We start from the raw sequence: 18,743 nt of genomic DNA on the forward strand, positions 1-18,743 counted from the left end.
ATGTCTGAACTGACGATGAATCGACCGCGTGAGGATTACGGCTTCTTCGGCCCAGGATCACCCAGTTGGAAGATCTGGGCGGCTCCGACAGCATTGATCGGTTTCCAGCGGTCAGTGGTGCTCGAGCACTTCGACCCCTTCCTTGCTGCCGCAGTGGCAGATATGAGCGGGATCTACAGCGATCCCGCCGGGCGACTCGACCGAACCTTGGCGTACTTCCTGACCGTCGCCACTGCCGACGGGCGGACGGCACTGGCGTTGTCCGACCATCTCATGACGGTTCACGCTCAGGCCACGGGTATCGAACCGATCACCGGAACTCGTTACAGTGCAAACAATCCGGCGTCACAACTGTGGATCCACGTGACCGGTTGGCATTCGGTGCTCAAGTGCTACGAGATGTACGGGCCGGGCCCACTCTCCGCCGTCGAAGAGCAGCGGTACTGGGAAGAATGCGTGATCGCTGCCGAACTGCAGACATGCAAAGCGTCCGACGTTCCGCGCTCGCGAGACGAGGTACGGGAGTACTTCGCTGAAGTCAGGCCCAGATTGTGTACCTCCGAGCGTGCCAACCGGGCGATGCACTACTTGTTGAGAACGCCAAGGGCGCAGGGGAAGACGAAGTTCGCGACGTTCAGCCGATTGGTCGCGCCGGCCACTATCGCAACATTGCCGGGCTGGATGCGAACCATGGGCGGCTTCGATCAACCCGCTTTGTTGGACAGGGCAATTGCGCCCGCGGTGCGAACTGCGGTCCGGGTCGGCAGTTCACCGAAGAACATGACCACTGCTCTGAAGGTCATCGCGCCGATGACTGGCAAGGTGTTGGAGCGCCACCTGCGTGACGAGCAACCCCTCGACCCGAGAGTTGTCACGCCGGCGGAGATTCGGGAGCGATTCCCACGCACCACCAAAGTTCCGCAGGCGGTCTGACGGAATTCACGGCTTTCGGCACCGCATCGAGATCTGCTCGATGCGGTGCTGGCCCGTGTTCTGTTGTGCCCGAGGAGTACTACCTCAGGTTTTGAAGGTGGTGTTCGCGGGCCGTGGGTGCTGGCCGGGGTCGATCGAGGGTGGTGGGATGAACCAGGGTTTGTTGTCGGTGCCTATTCGGATTTCCCATTTCCCGACGAACCCGGCTTTGCGGTGCATCAATCGATGATGCGAACGGCACAGCAGGACAAGGTTGCTCATCACCGTCGGGCCACCGTTGGCCCAGTGCCGAATATGGTGCGCATCCGTCCAGGCCGGTACACACGTGCAGCCGGGGAACGCGCAGCCTTTGTCGCGGGCGATCAACGCCACTCGCTGTTCGGCGGACACCAACCGTTTCCCGGGTTTCGCATCCAACGGCGCCCCGTGATCGTCGAGCAGGACAGTGGAGAGGAAACAATCGCAGCCGAGGAGTCTGGTCTGCGACACGGACAGTGGCCCCAGCCAGGGCATGTGCCCGACATCGAGATCCGACACAGCCACAGCCACTCCACCACCAGGAGCAGCGGATGTTGCGGCGCAGTCACGGTGCTCCGCCAGATCACGGGCGTTGATGTGAACATTCACGTGCGGCCGCTGCCCACCGTCCGTACCGGTCTTCGCGCAGTCCAAATACCGGCGGATCAGTTCGGTGAACCCGTCCGCGGTCCGCTTCGCCGCCGACCGCGAATCCGGCGTTCCATCGGGTGCCGGGGTCGGCATCGTCAGATTCGACAACGCCGATAGCAGCATTTCGCCGGTGAGAGCATCGAAATCGCCGCGCACCACCACCCGGCCGTTCAACGTCGACGCGATCCGGAGCTCGTTGCGATCCACATCTTCGGCGGGTGGAATCTCATCGGACTCGAACACTCGCTCCAAGGTCGCGATAACACTCCGCACCTTCGTGGTCGTCGCCTCCACCCCGGACGCGGCAGCCAACAACAAATCGATACAGCGAGGGAGCGCTTCCTCCGGCATGCCCTTCGGTGGTGATTCGCAGAACGCCACGATCAACACGGCATGCTCGAACGAGCAGTCCCCGACGTCGAACCGGGCCGTCACCGCGGGAAACGGCCGCAGCGCCGCACCCAGGGCGGCGATCTTCTTCCCGTCCCGAACCTGCAGCATCGTGTTTGCCGCCAACCAGCAACCCACCCCGCGGCTGGCAATCACCTGATCATCCCGGCGCATCGACAACTCGTCCACCACCGCCACACGAACAGCCTCGAGACGAAGAATCTCCGCACTCGCCTCGATAGCAGCGGTACGTAACTCCGCAGCAGACAACCGCCACAGTCGTCCGCGCAACCCCACCGCAGAACCAGACACCACATCCGACAACAAGACGCTCATTGAATCCCCCGATCCCCTACACACAAGAATACTCGAACATGCGTTCGAGTCAAGAGTGTTTTCGAATCCTCGATTCGATCCCGTCAAGGAGGATCTGTAGGCCCTGAGTAAATGACTCTTCGGTTTCTCGTTCGAGATAGAAGTCGCCGCCCGGTACCGGTGGGGCCTCCCGACCCAACTGCATCGTGTGGGGGAAGTCGTCCGCGAAATCCGGTGCAGCATCGGCCAGTGCAGCAGAAGACTCTGCCCACCAATGAGATTCGGAATCTCCGATGGTCGAGGCGCTCCGGATCTCAGCTAGGGTCCGCGCGGACCCCCGGATGAAATGGAAAATCATGCTCACCGATCTGCGGATGATCGGAGCGTCGAGGCCCGTGGAGTAGAGAATGGACAGGAGTGATTCGAGTCCTGCCTGCTCGTGCGGACCCAGGACGGGGCGCGCCAACGAGACATCCAATGTCCACGGATGGCGTGTATGTAGGGCGAAGAGTGCGGCGGCCCAGTCGGACAGTGCCATGCGCCAGTCGCCGGTGTCTGCGATCGGCGGTAGCTCGGCATGCACCCGGTCGTACATCAGGTCCAGTAGTTCGTCCTTTCCCGGTATGTAGGTGTACAGAGACATCGCAGTGCGGCCGAGGTGGTCGCCGATCATGCGCATCGACAACGGTGTCGTGGGGTTGGCGTCGGCGACTTCGATCGCGGCGTCAACGACTGAGTCCGTGGACAGCGCGGGCTTCGGTCCTCGGCGGACGGAAGGCGTCTCGGGTTGACGCCACAGAAGTGAAATCGTGCGTGCGATATCGCGTCGGCCTGCCTGTTTGTTCATCTTGTCGCTTTCGTGGAGTCGCGCTATTCTTAATTACTTTACAGTGTAAAGATTTGGGAGTGGGCATGGTTGAGGCAAGACTTCACGACGGGACAACTATCGATGTCGAGGTTCTCGGACATGGCCCCGCCGTGCTGATGCCCGTGAATCCGATTTCGGCTGCCGGCATCAAGGCTGACGAACTGCGCGCCTGGGGCGTTGACCCCTCGCTCGGTCGAACGTTCATGGAAGGGTTGGCGTCGAACTTCACTGTGGTTGCCTTCGACTACGAAGGGCACCGGATGGCGTCGCCCGCTCCGGACACGCTCACTCCCGACAACATCACGTCCGACATTCTGGCTGTGGCGAATTCGGCTGGGATCGACCAGTTCGCCTACTACGGATACTCCTGGCTGGCTCTGTGCGGATTGCAGTTGGCGCTGCGCACCGATCGTCTGACCGCACTGGTCATGGGTGGTTTCCCGCCGGTGGATGGGCCGTACAAGGCGATGCTCCAGGTTACCGAAGCTACACACCGCATGACGAGTGAACCGCCCCAGCGCACATCACAACCCACGGCATCATCAGACGAGTTCGATTGGAACTCCATAGACATTGCGTTGACCGGAGCGCAGACCCGGCAGTTCGTGACGCTGTACCGCGCACTTGGTGAATTCGACGATCGAACAATGCAAGGGCGCATCCTTTGTCCGCGAATGTGTTTCGTCGGTTCGCAAGACGTCATCGAATACGGTGACCGATGGGGTGGGGTACGGGTCGCGCCGGCCGATCTCGACCTCGACGCCGCTCGGTCAGCAGGGTGGGATATCGAGGTACTAGACGGTCTGGATCACACGCAGGCAATGCAACCGGCTCATGTTCTACCCATTCTCAAACCTTGGTTGGAGAAGGTGGTCGGTGTTTGACCGTGCGAGCACACGGGTAACCCGCTCCGGATGCCGTCAGCGTGAGGGGGCCGTGAGTGGACGAGTCACACAAGATCCGTCGACGATCGTTTGTTCAAGGGCTTGGCTTGCTGGCCGGCCTGAGTGCATTGTCCGCTGGATCAGCGACAGCTCGACCCCCTGACATCGATCCGCTACGCCCATTCCAACTTCCGTCACCCCGGTTGGAACCGTTTCGGGAGACCCTTCCTGTCCTGCCGGGCATTTCGGGTGGCAACCTGGAGCTTCGCGCGGCTTCGTCGATGCACCGTTTCCATCCGGACCTACCGTCGTCGCCGTCGCTGGGTTACGGCGGAATGGATTATCTGGGCCCCACCATCGAAGCTCACGTCGATCAGCTCGTCACAGTCCGATATGCCAATGACATTTCTGCGTATCCGCTTGCCGCGGATGTCGATCCGGGTCTGCACGGCGTCAGCGACCTCGACCGCACACAGGTCCCCACCTCGCTTCACCTGCACGGAGGAGTTACTGCACCACAGTTCGACGGACATCCGGAGTTGATCCAGCGTCCGGGTGAAGGTTTGGTCCACGAATACACGAATGGTCGTGCCGCCGGCAATCTCTGGTACCACGATCACGCCATGGGAATGACGCGCCTCAACGTCTACGCCGGATTGGTCGGGATGTATTTTCTCCGTGACGACGTTGACACGGGCGCCGCCGGGAATTCTCTCGGCCTGCCGACCGGTGAGTTCGAACTCCCGATGATTCTGCAGGACAAGGTATTCACTTCCGACGGTCAGCAGAGTGTCCGTTCCACGTGGCTCACTCCGCAAGGTTCATGGGATCCGGCGACCCCCGGTGACGTTGGCGTGGTGAACGGCGTCGTGTGGCCGAAAGTGGAGGTTGCCCGCGGCCTGTATCGATTGCGACTGCTCAACGCCGCAACCTATTCGGTGTGGAATCTGCATTTCGCAAATCGTATGCGGTTCTGGGTGATCGGGTCCGAAGGCGGTTTACTGGCCGCTCCGGCGCCGACGGATCACGTCCGGTTGAGTCCGGGTGAACGCGCTGATCTGCTGGTCGACTTCAGTATGCTCGAGCCGGGCACAACGGTGGAATTGCGCAACGACGAACCAGTACCCCTTGCGGTGGCTCAACGCGGCACGCAGGTGATGCCGGTGTTCTGTCGGTTCGACGTGGGCAGCGCAAAGGGATTCACCGGCTCGATCCCGCAGCAGCTGAATTCCGTTGCCGCCGAACCGGCGTCCCCGGATGTGGTGCGAAATCTCACGATCATGCAGCTGTCGCGTCCGTCGGATTACCCGTCGATCACTATGTCGCTCAACAATTTGAGGTTCACCGATTCGGATATCGAACTGCCACGTCAGGGGGCCGTCGAGCAATGGAATCTGATCAACATCACCACGGAACCACATCCGATTCATCTGCACCTGGTGGCGTTCCGCGTTGTGGGACGCCAGAGCCTCGACACTGCAGCACTGATGCAGCGGTATCCGGTGCCTGACTTGGGGGTCCGGTGGACGCCGTCGGCGGAGGAATTCGTGACCTCTTCGCTGCGGCCTCCCGAAGTGTGGGAAACGGGGGAGAAGGACACGGTCATCGTGGATGCCAACTCGATCACCCGCGTGATCGTGCGCTTTCCGACGGCCGACGAGTTGGGCTTCGATCCGGATGCAACTTTCGCGAGAGGTTCCATGGCAGATCACTCGGCGCACGGAGAAGCTGGCATGGGGGACTTGCAGGGGTACGTCTGGCACTGCCACATGCTCGATCACGAAGACCACGACATGATGTTGCGATACCGGGTGGTGACGTAGCCTTCAAAGGGAGAAAAGTTCCCAGAGGAGGCAGCTGTGTCGGAAGGTGCGCCCACCGGGCCCCTGGACGGATATCGGGTGATTGAACTCGGAACCTTGATCGCCGGGCCCTTCGCCGGGAAATTGCTCGGCGACATGGGAGCCGACGTGATCAAGATCGAATCACCGGACCGTCCAGACCCGCTTCGTACCTGGGGTCAGGCAGAGCAGGACGGTCATCGATTCTTCTGGACGGTTCACGCCCGCAACAAGCGGTGTGTGACGTTGGACCTTCGCGTCGACGCGGGCCGCGACCTGTTTCTGAATCTGATCGAACATGCCGACGTGGTGGTCGAGAACTTCCGGCCGGGCACCCTCGAGAAGTGGGGTCTGGGATTCGACGTGCTGAGCGCGCGCAATCCGAAGTTGGTGTTGGCCAGGGTATCCGGCTACGGGCAGAGCGGACCGCAAGCCAAGAGCGCCGGCTACGCCTCGGTTGCCGAAGCAGTCAGCGGATTTCGGCATCTGAACGGTTATCCAGGGCAGGCACCCCCGCGTATTGCCCTTTCACTCGGAGATTCTCTCGGTGGGATGTTCGCCGTTCAGGGAGTGCTGGCGGCGTTGCTCTCGCGAGAGCGGACCGGCCGTGGTCAGGTGGTCGACGTTGCCCTCACGGAATCCTGTCTGGCGGTGCAGGAATCCACGATCCCGGACTACGATCGGGGCGGGATCATCCGGCAGCCCTCGGGAACGAGGTTGGAGGGTATCGCACCGTCCAACATCTACCAGACCTCTGAAGGAAACTGGGTGGTGATCGCGGCCAATCAGGACACGCTCTTCGTGCGTCTGTGCACCATCATGGGTCGACCGGAACTAGCGCAAGACGACCGATTCTCCAATCATGTTGCGCGTGGCAAACATCAGGACGAGCTCGACGAATTGATCAGCGCCTGGGTTGCGCTCCAAGATCCCACCAGTCTCGTGGAACGCCTCACCGAAGTGGGAGTTGTTGCCGGGCCGATCAATACGGTTGAAGATGTGGTCAAGGATCCGCAGCTGATCGAACGGGGGATGCTCGTCGACCACTACGACGAGCGGATCGGGGAAAACGTCCTCGGCCTGGGCGTCGTGCCTACATTCAGTGAGACACCCGGATCCGTTCGCAACGCGGGAGCAGCGTCGCCGGGGTACGACAACGCTTCGGTCTGGGGTGGGCTCCTCGGACTCTCGGGCGACGAGCAGACAGAACTGAAGAAGAAGGGCGTGATCTGACGTGTCGGTACCTGAAGCAGGTGTTCCCGCGGTCAGCATTCGTGAAGTCGGGCCACGGGATGGGTTGCAGATCGAAGACCCGGTCTCGCTGGCGGAGAAACTTCGTCTTGTCGAAGCTCTGGCTGCGACAGGTGTTTCGCGCATCGAGGCGACGTCGTTCGTGTCACCGCGTGCGGTGCCGGCACTGGCCGACGCGGAGTTGTTGGCCGCAGAGTTGCACCAGTGGCCAGGCATCGAGTTCTCGGCATTGGTCGCCGGAATCGGTGGAGCGAAACGGGCCGTTGCTGCAGGAATGAAAACCGTCGAATATGTGGTGTCGGCATCGAATAGCCACAGCGAGGCCAATACTCGGTCGACGACGGAGCAAGCGACCGAACGTATCGGAGAGGTCGTCCGGATCGTCCACGAGGCTGGTGGACGGGTGGAGGTCATCGTGGCCACGGCCTGGGACTGTCCGTTCGACGGTCCAACCGATCCGGACCGTGTTCTGCGGATTGCGGAGCAGGCCAAAGAGTTCGGCGCTGATCAGTTCTCGATCGCGGATACCATCGGCACTGCCACACCGGGACGCGTCGGACGGTTGATCGACGCTGTCGGCGAAAGAGTGGGTGACTTCGGCTTGGGTGTGCACTTCCACAACACGCGTGGCGCTGGTCTTGCCAGTGCGTTGGCGGCTGTGCAGCACGGAGTTCGAAACCTGGATGCGTCCACCGGTGGCCTGGGCGGTTGCCCGTTTGCTCCTGGTGCCAGTGGCAATATCGCGACTGAGGAACTGGTCTACATGCTCGAAGACATGGGCATTGCGACAGGTATCGACCTGGATGCGAGCATTCGTGCCGCTGCCGTTGCAGAGGAGATAGTGGGCCATACGGTTCCCAGTAATCTTCTCCGCGCCGGCGATCGGAAGCGATAGGGACCTTTACTCTTCTCGGTTGGGTGATGCCAGCTGCAGTTTGACCAGCTGCTCGTGTGCCGCCGGCGGCCAACCGATGCGCTGTTTCTCCAGATACCATGCACCGGCGGCACATGCGATCGCGAGGACGATCCAGATCGCTACGCTTCCGATCTGAGAGCCCAGGTCGCTCGATGAGGATACTTCGCCCGTGCTGTAGTCGTATTCCGTTGTCGTGGTGATTCCCTCGACTGCGAAGGTCCACAGAATCGGAAGGGCACACAGTGCGGCAAGGGCGCGTGCAACATGTGCTGGACGCAGTTCGAAGATCATTCATTTCTCCTGGTGATCGACGCGGTGAATCTCACTCTCCTCGAAAGCTATTCGGGATAGACGGCGCTGTCTGTAGTCGGATCGACGGACATGGACGAGGCGCCGAGTTCCCTCTGATCTTCCTGCCGTAACAGCTGCATTCCGTTGTGATCGAACTCGATTCGTCGAACGTCTTCAGTGTCGACCAGCATCGTGGCCATAGCGGTGCGCCGAGGTGGAAGGATCCGAATGGTCACTTTGCCTCGCGTGATCGCGGTGAGTTCCCGGACGATGCTCGCGTGGATTCGGTCGCGCACGGCGGGGTCAGCGCCATCCATTCCGTGGTCGTCGAGCAGGACTACCTCGACGCCGCGGTTTCGAGTGGCATGCACAGCATCGATGACATCTGTCTGTTGTAAGCCAGGCGCCCTCAGCGAATCTCGGAGTTGCGCCTCGAGGAGTTCGCATTCTTGCCGCTCGGCGGTTGTCAGCGGAATCCCGGAAGCGACCCGTTCGAGGAGTGGGCGCGCAAGTAGATCGAGCCTGTCGAGTTGCGCGTCGCGTTCCTCGAGAATCGCAGCGCTAGCGGATGCGGAGGCAATTCGTTGGGTGGACTGCTCCCGAAGTTCGTAGATAACCCTGGCTTGAGGACGGATGGTGTACGCGAAGAAGGTCGACATCAGAACAGGGCCCGCGTTGATGACCGTCAACGACACTCCGTACATGGCCCCCTGGCCGGTAGTGGAGGACCAGATGGCGGTCACCAACACCATGAGCCCAAGCCCGAGCCACGCGAGTGCTGTACGCCCACGAACGCACATGAAGGTGAAAACGGCCGTAGACATCCCGAACATCCACAATTGAGTCATGTCGTTGACGGGCACTGGAACCACTGACAACACAAGGCCACTCGTGACGGCGCCAGTCAGAGACACCAGAACGCTCTGCCCCAGCGGCATCGGGTCGCCTCGGCTCAGAACGAGTGTGAAAGCCGCAGTCGAGCACACGATAATTGCCAAGACCATCGGCCAGACTGCGCGGACGTCGGAGGAGGTGTACGCGACCGAGATCACGCAGGTGAGCGCGAAGCATGCAGCCATGAATCGAGCAGCACGGCTGTGCATACCGAGGAGATCGCGGACATCTCGTCCGTCCGGTCTGGTCATGCCATCACCGCTGCGGGCAAGCTCAGGGTCAGAGTCACCGAAGTGCCGCGGCCGGGTGACGATCGAATGGTTGCCGATCCGCCGTCGAGTTGGCGCATTCTGCCGCGGATGCTGACAGTGATTCCGAGGCGATGCGTCTCGACGGAGCTCGGATCGAAGCCGACGCCGTCGTCCGCGACGACTACTTCGAGGTGGGTGGCGGTTGCCGTGACCGTGACCGAACGCCGTGCACTGCTTCCGGCGTGCTTGACGCTGTTGCGCAGCGCCTCGGCCATCGCACCGGCCATCGTACGAATCGAGTCGGGTGCGTATCCGCTCGGATCGGACCCGACTGAGAGGGCGGTCTCGAACGTGATGTTTTCGTCTACTTCCGAAGCGGCTGAACGCAACTGAGCGAGGATTCCGTCGAAGTCGAAACTCGTCTCGTGATCGGTTCCGGAGCGGAGTTCGTCAAGCCTCTCGACAGTCCTTCGTGCCTGAGCGATGACCGAGGGATCGGCATCGTTTCTCGAAGCAGCGAGCAGGGTGGACATCACGGTGTCGTGGATGAGTGCGTCGAATCTCTCGCGTTCGACGGACTTGGCCTCGGCCGCGGCGGCGCCTGCCGCAGCGGCATGAGTGGTGGCGATAGTTGCATCCAGCACTCGACCGGTACGCAAGGCCATGACGGCCGCTGCGACGAATACCGCGCAAAATGTCCAGGCGAAGGCGAGGTCGGGAACAAGCAGGTGCGTCGTGGGACTCGTCCGGATTATGTGATTGGTCAACTGTGCGAGTGTTGCCGCCACGAAAAGGTGCACGACGGCAGCGGCCGGTCGCCAAGCCGCAGCTGCCGCAAGGCTGGCGACGCCGGGGAAATTGGAAATCCACAAGGTGAAATCCGTGACGTGCTCACCATTCCAGGCCGGCCACCACAGGAGGATGACCACGACGTAGAGGAGCGCATTTGCACTCGCGGCTCGTTTCACCCACCGGGTGTCTGCGTGAAACGTCGATGCTCCCAATACCAGTCCGCTACCGAAAGTTGCGACCACTGCCAGCGGGGTCCACCAAGACGCGGACATCGCAGTGGCTTCGGCAATGGCAGGGGCGAGCAATATCAGATAGCAGACATAGCCTGCGCCGATGAAACGGCCGAAGAGCCTGAGAATTTCGTCAGAAGCAGTGGCTGTTTTGTCGAAAGCAACTTTGTCGATCAGAGTTCGTCGATCGTCACTATCTGATCTTGTATCGCTCGCACGAGTAGTTCGCATTTCGTCGGTGCGTTCCTTCCAACGTCGGCATACTTCTCGCGAATCCGGGACAGGTGGGTTCCCACCGTTCCCACGCTTATGTAGAGGTTTTGAGCGACGCGTGATTTCGAATCACTCAGTAGCCATTCCCTGAGAACCTCGACTTCGCGCTCCGAAAGGTGCGGTCCGACAGGGTCTTGTGTCATGCAGTTTTCCACAGTGACGGTCATGAGTTTCGTCTTTCTTTCGTCTAGCGGAATGACAGACTCCCCGACAGCGCCGTCTTCTTACCAGGTGAATGTAAGTCGAAGTTGGCCATTTTTCCCAGACATCAATTCCTCTGCCCATATTTCCAGGGGCAGCCTCAGCGAAATCAATCGTTACCGAACTTTTTCATTACTGAAGGTCATTGTTAGTCAAGGTCAGATTTCTACCGAGATTCCTGCGTTCCGGAATCGGTAACACCCCGTCCTCGACCGCGCGTTTGTACAGATCTGTCTTTGTGGGGGCCGGCCGTCCGGCAGCCGCATATTTCTGCCTGATGCGTTGGAGGTAATCGTTGACCGTCTGCGGCGCCAAACCGGTGAGTCGCGCAACGCGATCTGCCTTCTCTCCGGATGCGTAAAGTTCGAGGACCTCGAGTTGTCGAGGGCTCAGACCCACCTCGTCGAGACCTGGATCCCCGTCGATTGCGGCAGCCCACTCCGTCGTCACCACCTGCCTTCCCGACGCGGCGGCGCGTATTGCATCAATCACGACGGCAGTCGGTTCGGACTTGCGCACAACGCCCAGTACGCCGGCACGGGCGGCCGAGCGAACGAGGAACGGGTTTTCCGCCCCGGTGAAGATCAATGTCTCGAGCCCCGCGGCCCGCAGTTCCTCGACGTTGCTCTTGGGCGATGAACCGTCGGCCAGTCGGAGGTCGAGAATTGCCAGATCCAAGCTGACGTTCTGAGCGAGCATCTCGGACACAGTGGTCGCGATGCACACCAACTCGATATCTGGCTCGTCCTTCAGCATCACGGACAAGCCGATAGCCACCGACTCGTGGTCTTCCACCAGTCCGACACGGCGGTGTGGAAATGCAGTTTGCTCTGGCATAGCGATTGTTTCCCTCCGCTCGATGCGAGGACGTTATCAGGCAGAGCTGACTGATCGGTATGTTACGTATCAAGATTTGAAGTCAGCCTGGACTGTTTTACGTTTCGGCTCTACAGTTGTCTTGTGACCGAGACCACTTCCGATGCGAAAGTAAGCCGTACGCAGGCCGAACGAACTGCCGCGATGCGTGGGCGCCTGCTCGACGCCGCTGTCGAATCGCTTGTCGAACTGGGCTACGCCCGGACCAGCACCCAGGAGATCGCCCGCCGCGCAGGGGTCTCGCGAGGTACGCAACTGCATCACTTTCCGACCAAGGAATCGCTGGTCGTTGCGGCCGTCGAGTATCTGGTCGACAAGCGACTGGAAGAAATCCTCACCGCTGAAGTGGATCGCGGCCGAGGTCTCGAGGTCCTGGCGGACGCGTTCTCCGGGCCACTGTTCTACGCCGCCCTCGAATTGTGGGTCGCGGCGCGAACCGATCCTGTTCTGCATGCGGCGACGGTGCCCCTCGAACGCAAGGTCAGTGAGGCACTCGAGTTCGGTAGCGCCGAGTTGTTCGGCGATCGATTCGATTCCGAGTCGGTTGAACTCACCATCGAACTCGTCCGCGGTCTTGCAGTCTCAGCCCTTTTCCGTACACCCGAAGCCGACGACGCGCTCAGAGCGCGACTGTTGCCGGCCTGGCAATCCCGAGTGGAGAAGAAGTGAAGCTTCCCGAACATGTCGAAACGCTGATCGTCGGTGCCGGATTCGCCGGTATGGGCTTGGCAGCCAGAATGCTTCGCGACAATCGCGCGGCGGACGTCGTGTTGATCGAGCGCGGAGCTGACATCGGCGGCACTTGGCGCGACAACACCTACCCAGGGTGCGCCTGTGACGTGCCGACGGCGCTGTACTCGTATTCTTTTGCGCCGAGCGCCGATTGGAGTCATACCTTCGCTCGTCAGCCCGAGATCTACGACTATCTGAAGAAGGTGGCGGCAGACACCGGCATCGTGGATCGCGTAGTCCTGAACTGCGAACTCGAAGCTGCTGTGTGGGACGAGGATGCGGCGCTGTGGCGTGTCCGGACATCCCGAGGGGCATTGACGGCCAAGACGCTGGTCGCTGCGACCGGGGCGTTGTCGACTCCAAAGATTCCCGACTTTCCCGGTCTCGACCAGTTCTCCGGTACCACTTTCCATTCGGCGACGTGGAACCACGAACACGAACTGCGTGGTGAGCGCGTAGCCGTGATCGGAACGGGAGCGTCGGCGGTTCAGTTCGTTCCCGAAATTGCCGACCCTGCTGCCCATGTCACCGTGTTCCAGAGAACTCCGGCCTGGGTGATTCCGCGAATGGATCGCACCCTGCCTGCGGCGCAGAAGGCCGTCTACTCGCGGATTCCCGCTACGCAGAAAGTTGTTCGCGGAGCGGTTTACGGTTTTCGCGAGTTGCTCGGTGCCGCGATGTCACATGCGACGTGGGTCCTGCCGGCCTTCGAGGCGGCCGCGCGCCTCCATCTGCGCAGACAGGTGAAAGATCCGGAGTTGCGCCGGAAACTGACTCCCGATTTCACGATCGGTTGCAAGCGCATGCTTCTGTCCAACGACTGGTTGCGCACCCTCGACCGCGCGGACGTGAGCCTGGTCGACAGCGGGCTCGTCTCGGTCACCGAGGGCGGGGTGGTCGACGGGCACGGAGTCGAGCACAAGGTCGACACCATCATCTTCGCCACGGGGTTCACGCCGACGGAACCGCCTGTGGCGCATCTGATCACCGGAAAACGTGGCGAAACGCTGGCCGCGCATTGGAACGGTAGCCCCAATGCCTACAAGGGCACTGCGGTCAGCGGGTTCCCGAATCTGTTCCTCATGTACGGTCCGAACACCAACCTCGGACACAGTTCGATCGTGTACATGCTCGAGTCCCAGGCCGAGTACGTCAACGACGCGTTGAACACCATGAAACGTGAGCGACTGGACGCTCTTGATGTCAACGAGTCGGTACAGGTGCACTACAACAAGGGAATTCAGCACGAGTTGCAGCACACGGTGTGGAACAAGGGCGGATGCTCGAGTTGGTACATCGATCCGGAGGGGCGCAACTCGGTGCAGTGGCCGACGTTCACATTCAAATTCCGTTCGCTGCTGGAGCATTTCGATCGTGAGAACTACTCCGCTCGCAAGATCGAAAGCGTCCAGGCATGACCACGACGCACTACGACGTGGTGGTAATCGGATCGGGATTCGGTGGCAGTGTCGCCGCTCTTCGCCTGACGGAGAAGGGCTACCGTGTCGGGGTGCTCGAAGCCGGTCGACGGTTTGCCGACGACGAGTTGCCCGAAACCAGTTGGCGGATGCGAAAGTACCTGTGGGCGCCGTGGATCGGATGTTATGGGGTTCAGCGTATCCACCTTCTTCCGGACGTACTCGTGATGGCGGGAGCCGGCGTCGGGGGCGGATCGTTGAACTACGCCAACACGTTGTATCAGCCACCCATGCGGTTCTTCGAAGACCGTCAGTGGGCGCACATCACGGACTGGCACGACGAACTGGCGCCGTACTACGACCAGGCCAAACGGATGTTGGGTGTTCGCACCAATCCGTCCTTCACTCCGGCCGATGCGGTAATGAAAGACGTAGCCGAAGAGATGGGCGTGGGGGAGACCTTCACGTCCACCCCCGTCGGTGTTTTCTTCGGGGAGGCAGGAGTTTCCGTGCCGGACCCGTTCTTCGGCGGAAAAGGGCCCGAACGCACCGGTTGCACCGAATGCGGGGGATGCATGACCGGGTGCCGAGTCGGGGCGAAGAACACGCTGGTCAAGAACTACCTCCATCTCGCCGAGCAAGCGGGCGCCAGGGTTCATCCGCTCACGACCGTCACCGACCTTCGGCCGAGCGCAAGCGGTGGTTATCACCTGCTTGCGAGGCGAACGGACGGCGTCCGCCGGCGAGAAGTTCGGTTCACCGCCGATCAGGTGGTGGTAGCCGCCGGAACTTACGGAACGGCGAGACTGCTGCTCGGTATGAAGGAATCCGGTGCCCTGCCTGACCTGTCGGACACTCTGGGCACCGTTGTACGTACCAATTCCGAAGCCGTACTGGCCGCAACGTCGAAGTCGCGTCGACGGAACTTCACGCAGGGCGTAGCGATCACATCATCCTTTCACCCGGATGATCACACGCACATCGAGCCGGTGCGATACGGCAAGGGCAGCAATGCAATAGGACTTCTGCAGACCGTCCTGAGTGACGGTGGTGGGCGAACTCCCCGGGTGCTGAAGACTCTGGCGGTCGCGGCACGGCACCCAGGTGCCTTCTTCCGGTCCTTGTCGGTACGGAACTGGTCCGAGCGAACCGTCATCGCGCTGGTGATGCAGACCGACGACAACTCCCTCGAGCTTTCCAAGAACACCAAACGATTCGGGCGTTCCCTCACCAGTAGGCCGGGACCGGGTGATCCACCTCCCCAGTGGATTCCGCAGGGCCATACAGCTATTCGCAAGGTCGCCGAGAAGATCGACGGTGACCCGGGCGGTTCCATCGCCGAGATCGTGAATATCCCGATGACGGCGCACTTTCTGGGTGGCTGCGCAATCGGTGACAGCGCGGCGAGTGGCGTCGTGGATCCGTATCTCCGTGCTTACGGACATGCCGGCCTGCACGTCATGGACGGTTCGGTGGTGAGCGCGAATCTCGGCGTGAATCCTTCCCTGACCATCACTGCGCAGGCGGAACGAGCGTGCGCGATGTGGCCGAACAGAGGTGCCGCAGACGCCCGCCCGAAGACCGGCGAACCATACGTACGTATCGATCCGACGTTGCCGTCCAACCCGGTGGTGCCGACGCATGCACCAGGTGCTTTGCGGCTTCCCCTGACCGTTCGAGCTGAGAAGGTGTCCGATGTGGAGCGTGCCTGAATCGACAAGTGACCGCGTCGACTGGCCGGTGAGCGATCCGCCGCCGTGGCCCGCTTCCGTTCGCGCAACACTGTGGTGGCACCGCAGTACGCCGGCGGCGCGGGAACTCGGGCCAGACGGTCGAACGATTCCGGTGACGGTAGCAATGATGGTGGACTACCTCGATTCGCCGGTCGGCCCGTATCGCGAGATCCTCGCCAGTCCGGTCTTGCATGCGCCAGGGAAACGGATCGGGCCTATGCCGCGGATGGCGGTCCCTTTCATCGCGGTGGATTCGGAACCGTCGGTGCACGGCGGACGGTTCCACTGGCAACTACCCAAGGTCCTGGCCGAGTTCGACGGAGACGTGCAGCAGAAATTCATTGCAACCGGCGACGGATGGCGGGTGCGTTCGGACACGCGGATGCTCGGGCCGCGTCTGCCGATTGCCGGGGCGTTGGGATTTGCGCAGCCGGAATCCGGTGGAGGTCTGGCGATCGCGTCGGCCACGCTGACGGGGTCGTTCCGATATGCGCGCGTGAGCGTCGAGGCAGAGGGGCCGACACTGCCGAACTGGTTGGCATCGGGCACTCATCACGGCGCCGTGATTCTGGGCGGAAAAATGACTACGGGAGCAGCCAAGCACCGATAGCGGGGGGTTGACCTGCGAAGGAACGAGCAAGGCCGCCCGTCAGTGATTGGGCGGCCTTGCTCGTGTTGTGTAAAAAGTTGGGTGTCGACGTCCCACAGGCGCCTCTCGGCGGGTGGTCGCTCGCAGCGACAAAAGGGGTGGGGCCCGGGGCTTGTTCGGACGCCGACAGGGTGTTCAACGGTGGTCGCCCCGCATTTGTTCCCGTCCCGGGTATGTGACGCCGGTCTCGATTCAACTTAGGCAATCCTTTTCTTGACTAATTCCAGAAAAGCGGCATACTGGGAAACATGCGAGACGGAGAGCATGACTTCGACCCCCGAGCGCAACTTCGCGCCGTCGGGTTGAGGATCACTGCTCCGCGCCTCGCCGTGCTGGATGCGGTTACAGCCCAACCGCATTCAGACGCCGATTCTGTTGCAGCACTCGTGCGGCAGCAGCTCGGATCGGTATCCACACAGGCCGTTTACGACGTGCTCAAGGCATGCGTGAACGCAGGATTGCTGCGACGCATCGAGCCGGCGGGTTCACCCGCACGGTTCGAGACGAGAACTGGTGACAACCACCATCACCTCGTCTGTCGCGGCTGCGGCAAGGTCGTCGACGTCGATTGTGTTGTCGGCCAAGCTCCCTGCCTCGAACCTTCCGATAATCACGGCTTCGAAATCGACGAAGCCGAGGTCGTGTTCTGGGGCCGTTGCGAAGATTGCCTGAAGAATTCTGCCGAATCCGACACCGCGTCGGACACGGTCTCGCAGAATCGAATTGATGCGTCCAGAACCTCCGAGCCAGCCCCTTCGCATGCAGCCCATGCGTTCGGCTCGGATGCAGCCCCGCTCCTCTGACGCCCAGCCCACAACGCTAGGAGGCTTCGCCATGACCAAGCCCACCACCAACAATTTCGGTATCGCGGTCGCAAGTGATGACGAATCGCTGACCGCGGGTATTCAGGGGCCGGTGCTCCTTCACGACCACTACCTGATCGAGAAGCTCGCGCAGTTCAACCGCGAGCGTGTCCCGGAGCGCATCGTCCACGCCAAGGGCGGCGGCGCTTTCGGTGAACTCGTCATCACACACGACGTCAGCAAGTACACGAAGGCCGCGTTCCTGCAGCCGGGTAAGAAGACCGAGTCGCTCGTCCGCTTCTCCACCGTCGCCGGTGAGCAGGGCAGCCCGGACACCTGGCGCGATCCGCGCGGTTTTGCGATGAAGTTCTACACCGAAGAGGGAAACTACGACCTCGTCGGCAACAACACCCCGGTGTTCTTCATCAAGGACGCCATCAAGTTCCCCGACTTCATCCGTTCGCAGAAGCGACTGCCAGGCTCCGGTCTTCGTGACCACGACATGCAGTGGGACTTCTGGACTCTGCGTCCCGAAACGGCTCACCAGGTGACCTGGTTGATGGGTGACCGCGGTATCCCGAAGACCTGGCGCAACATGGACGGCTTCGGATCGCACACCTACCAGTGGGTCAACGCTGCGGGTGAACGCTTCTGGGTGAAGTACCACTTCAAGACCGATCAGGGCATCGAGTTCCTGACGCAGGCAGAAGCAGACAGCCTCGCCGGTAGCGATCCCGACTACCACCGCGCGGATCTGTACAACGCCATCGAGGCCGGTAATTTCCCGAGCTGGACCCTCAAGGTTCAGATCATGCCGGTCGACGAGGCCGAAGGCTACCGCTTCAACCCGTTCGACCTCACCAAGGTCTGGTCCCAGAAGGACTACCCGCTGATCGAGGTCGGCAAGTGGACGCTGAACCGTAACCCGGAGAACTTCTTCGCGCAGATCGAGCAGGCATCCTTCGAGCCGTCGAACGTGGTGCCCGGCATCGGATTCAGCCCGGACAAGATGCTTCTGGGCCGCGTCTTCTCCTACGCCGACGCACATCGTTACCGCATCGGCACCAACTACGCCGACCTGCCGGTCAACGCCCCGAAGAACGAGGTGAACTCCTACTCCAAGGAGGGCGCCATGCGGTACAGCTTCAATTCCCCGTCGACGCCGGTGTACGCACCCAACTCGTACGGCGGACCTCACGCCGATCCGTCTGTTGCCGGTGACGAAGGCCTGTGGTCGTTCGACGGCAAGGCAGTGCGCGCCGGATACATCGAGCACGCCGAGGACGGCGACTTCACGCAGGCCGGAACGCTGGTCCGTGAAGTTCTCGACGACGCAGCTCGTGAGCGCCTGGTGAGCAACATCGTCGGCCACGCCCTTGCCGGCGTCAGCGAAGAAGTTCTACTGCGTGTCTTCGAGTACTGGAAGAACGTCGACGCAGATTTGGGCAAGCGCGTCGAAGAAGCTGTACGCGCAGGTCAGTGACCCGCTGACATGAGCATCGCCTCGGTTTACCGAATGCGGACCGCTGCAAG

General features: G+C 61.4%; 18 protein-coding genes. 11 read left to right on the plus strand and 7 right to left on the minus strand.

From position 1 onward, the window contains the following. A complete protein-coding gene (locus tag GJB56_RS24550) occupies positions 1-933 on the plus strand; it encodes an oxygenase MpaB family protein (RefSeq protein WP_020968231.1) in 933 nt (310 codons plus the stop codon). 84 nt (positions 934-1,017) lie between these two features. Here GJB56_RS24550 and GJB56_RS24555 read toward each other — a convergent pair whose 3' ends face one another. Together GJB56_RS24555 and GJB56_RS24560 are read right to left on the minus strand one after the other, a co-directional pair. Continuing rightward, positions 1,018-2,328 carry an HNH endonuclease signature motif containing protein gene (locus GJB56_RS24555; RefSeq protein ID WP_113683521.1) on the minus strand — a complete coding sequence of 437 codons (1,311 nt, stop codon included), beginning with the start codon at positions 2,326-2,328 and terminating at the stop codon, positions 1,018-1,020. A gap of 49 nt (positions 2,329-2,377) precedes the next feature. Continuing rightward, positions 2,378-3,154, minus strand: coding sequence for a TetR/AcrR family transcriptional regulator (locus tag GJB56_RS24560; RefSeq protein WP_113683522.1), 777 nt, complete (start codon positions 3,152-3,154; stop codon positions 2,378-2,380). Between the two features lie 65 nt (positions 3,155-3,219). Between GJB56_RS24560 and GJB56_RS24565 the strand changes: the two genes are divergently transcribed. The 4 genes from GJB56_RS24565 to GJB56_RS24580 are packed head-to-tail and all read left to right on the plus strand — an operon-like array spanning position 3,220 to position 8,046. Continuing rightward, the gene (locus GJB56_RS24565; protein WP_113683523.1) at positions 3,220-4,059 is read left to right on the plus strand and encodes an alpha/beta fold hydrolase; all 840 of its coding nucleotides are present in this window, start codon (positions 3,220-3,222) and stop codon (positions 4,057-4,059) included. Between the two features lie 56 nt (positions 4,060-4,115). After that, positions 4,116-5,882: a multicopper oxidase family protein gene (locus GJB56_RS24570; protein WP_020905930.1), complete on the plus strand. Its 1,767-nt coding sequence runs from the start codon at positions 4,116-4,118 to the stop codon at positions 5,880-5,882. Positions 5,883-5,918: 36 nt separating this feature from the next. After that, entirely contained in the window at positions 5,919-7,133 is a 1,215-nt protein-coding gene (locus GJB56_RS24575; protein WP_019746577.1) for a CaiB/BaiF CoA transferase family protein, read from the plus strand. A gap of 1 nt (position 7,134) precedes the next feature. Next, a complete protein-coding gene (locus tag GJB56_RS24580) occupies positions 7,135-8,046 on the plus strand; it encodes a hydroxymethylglutaryl-CoA lyase (protein ID WP_019746578.1) in 912 nt (303 codons plus the stop codon). A 6-nt stretch (positions 8,047-8,052) separates the two neighbouring features. Here GJB56_RS24580 and GJB56_RS24585 read toward each other — a convergent pair whose 3' ends face one another. The 5 genes from GJB56_RS24585 to GJB56_RS24605 all read right to left on the minus strand — a co-directional run bounded on the left by GJB56_RS24585 (position 8,053) and on the right by GJB56_RS24605 (position 11,836). After that, positions 8,053-8,358, minus strand: coding sequence for a hypothetical protein (locus GJB56_RS24585; RefSeq protein WP_019746579.1), 306 nt, complete (start codon positions 8,356-8,358; stop codon positions 8,053-8,055). Positions 8,359-8,405: 47 nt separating this feature from the next. Further along, entirely contained in the window at positions 8,406-9,503 is a 1,098-nt protein-coding gene (locus GJB56_RS24590) for a hypothetical protein (RefSeq protein ID WP_046377828.1), read from the minus strand. Beyond that, positions 9,500-10,756: a sensor histidine kinase gene (locus GJB56_RS24595; protein WP_230091068.1), complete on the minus strand. Its 1,257-nt coding sequence runs from the start codon at positions 10,754-10,756 to the stop codon at positions 9,500-9,502. The genes GJB56_RS24590 and GJB56_RS24595 overlap by 4 nt, the downstream gene beginning before the upstream one ends. Further along, positions 10,699-10,965, minus strand: a complete 267-nt coding sequence (locus GJB56_RS24600; protein ID WP_020905934.1) for a response regulator transcription factor — start codon at positions 10,963-10,965, stop codon at positions 10,699-10,701. The genes GJB56_RS24595 and GJB56_RS24600 overlap by 58 nt, the downstream gene beginning before the upstream one ends. 166 nt (positions 10,966-11,131) lie before the next feature. Continuing rightward, positions 11,132-11,836: a response regulator transcription factor gene (locus GJB56_RS24605; protein ID WP_019746583.1), complete on the minus strand. Its 705-nt coding sequence runs from the start codon at positions 11,834-11,836 to the stop codon at positions 11,132-11,134. Between the two features lie 183 nt (positions 11,837-12,019). Here GJB56_RS24605 and GJB56_RS24610 point away from each other — a divergent pair, with 183 nt between their 5' ends. The 6 genes from GJB56_RS24610 (at position 12,020) to GJB56_RS24635 (ending at position 18,693) form a co-directional block, all read left to right on the plus strand. Next, entirely contained in the window at positions 12,020-12,544 is a 525-nt protein-coding gene (locus GJB56_RS24610) for a TetR/AcrR family transcriptional regulator (protein ID WP_020968240.1), read from the plus strand. Beyond that, complete coding sequence (locus GJB56_RS24615; protein WP_060939240.1) at positions 12,541-14,025, plus strand: flavin-containing monooxygenase; 1,485 nt, start codon at positions 12,541-12,543, stop codon at positions 14,023-14,025. The genes GJB56_RS24610 and GJB56_RS24615 overlap by 4 nt, the downstream gene beginning before the upstream one ends. After that, on the plus strand, positions 14,022-15,737 hold the full coding sequence (locus GJB56_RS24620; RefSeq protein ID WP_113683524.1) for a GMC oxidoreductase: 1,716 nt from the start codon (positions 14,022-14,024) through the stop codon (positions 15,735-15,737). Before GJB56_RS24615 ends, GJB56_RS24620 begins: the two co-directional genes overlap by 4 nt. Continuing rightward, positions 15,721-16,368: a hypothetical protein gene (locus GJB56_RS24625; RefSeq protein WP_113683525.1), complete on the plus strand. Its 648-nt coding sequence runs from the start codon at positions 15,721-15,723 to the stop codon at positions 16,366-16,368. Before GJB56_RS24620 ends, GJB56_RS24625 begins: the two co-directional genes overlap by 17 nt. 287 nt (positions 16,369-16,655) lie before the next feature. Next, positions 16,656-17,210, plus strand: a complete 555-nt coding sequence (locus tag GJB56_RS24630; protein ID WP_019746588.1) for a Fur family transcriptional regulator — start codon at positions 16,656-16,658, stop codon at positions 17,208-17,210. 31 nt (positions 17,211-17,241) lie between these two features. Next, positions 17,242-18,693, plus strand: a complete 1,452-nt coding sequence (locus GJB56_RS24635) for a catalase (protein ID WP_113683526.1) — start codon at positions 17,242-17,244, stop codon at positions 18,691-18,693. The last annotated feature ends 50 nt before the right edge of the window (positions 18,694-18,743 follow it).

The sequence above is a fragment of the Rhodococcus sp. AQ5-07 genome (genome assembly GCF_009707305.1).
GTDB lineage: Bacteria > Actinomycetota > Actinomycetes > Mycobacteriales > Mycobacteriaceae > Rhodococcus_F > Rhodococcus_F erythropolis.

Coding starts and splice junctions, on each gene's coding strand:
- GJB56_RS24560 (WP_113683522.1), bottom strand. CDS start 3,154: ATGAACAAACAGGCAGGCCGACGCGATATCGCACGCACGATTTCACTT.
- GJB56_RS24620 (WP_113683524.1), top strand. CDS start 14,022: ATGACCACGACGCACTACGACGTGGTGGTAATCGGATCGGGATTCGGT.
- GJB56_RS24635 (WP_113683526.1), top strand. CDS start 17,242: ATGACCAAGCCCACCACCAACAATTTCGGTATCGCGGTCGCAAGTGAT.
- GJB56_RS24590 (WP_046377828.1), bottom strand. CDS start 9,503: ATGACCAGACCGGACGGACGAGATGTCCGCGATCTCCTCGGTATGCAC.
- GJB56_RS24595 (WP_230091068.1), bottom strand. CDS start 10,756: ATGCGAACTACTCGTGCGAGCGATACAAGATCAGATAGTGACGATCGA.
- GJB56_RS24585 (WP_019746579.1), bottom strand. CDS start 8,358: ATGATCTTCGAACTGCGTCCAGCACATGTTGCACGCGCCCTTGCCGCA.
- GJB56_RS24605 (WP_019746583.1), bottom strand. CDS start 11,836: ATGCCAGAGCAAACTGCATTTCCACACCGCCGTGTCGGACTGGTGGAA.
- GJB56_RS24630 (WP_019746588.1), top strand. CDS start 16,656: ATGCGAGACGGAGAGCATGACTTCGACCCCCGAGCGCAACTTCGCGCC.
- GJB56_RS24600 (WP_020905934.1), bottom strand. CDS start 10,965: ATGACCGTCACTGTGGAAAACTGCATGACACAAGACCCTGTCGGACCG.
- GJB56_RS24565 (WP_113683523.1), top strand. CDS start 3,220: ATGGTTGAGGCAAGACTTCACGACGGGACAACTATCGATGTCGAGGTT.
- GJB56_RS24610 (WP_020968240.1), top strand. CDS start 12,020: ATGCGTGGGCGCCTGCTCGACGCCGCTGTCGAATCGCTTGTCGAACTG.
- GJB56_RS24555 (WP_113683521.1), bottom strand. CDS start 2,328: ATGAGCGTCTTGTTGTCGGATGTGGTGTCTGGTTCTGCGGTGGGGTTG.
- GJB56_RS24625 (WP_113683525.1), top strand. CDS start 15,721: ATGTGGAGCGTGCCTGAATCGACAAGTGACCGCGTCGACTGGCCGGTG.
- GJB56_RS24550 (WP_020968231.1), top strand. CDS start 1: ATGTCTGAACTGACGATGAATCGACCGCGTGAGGATTACGGCTTCTTC.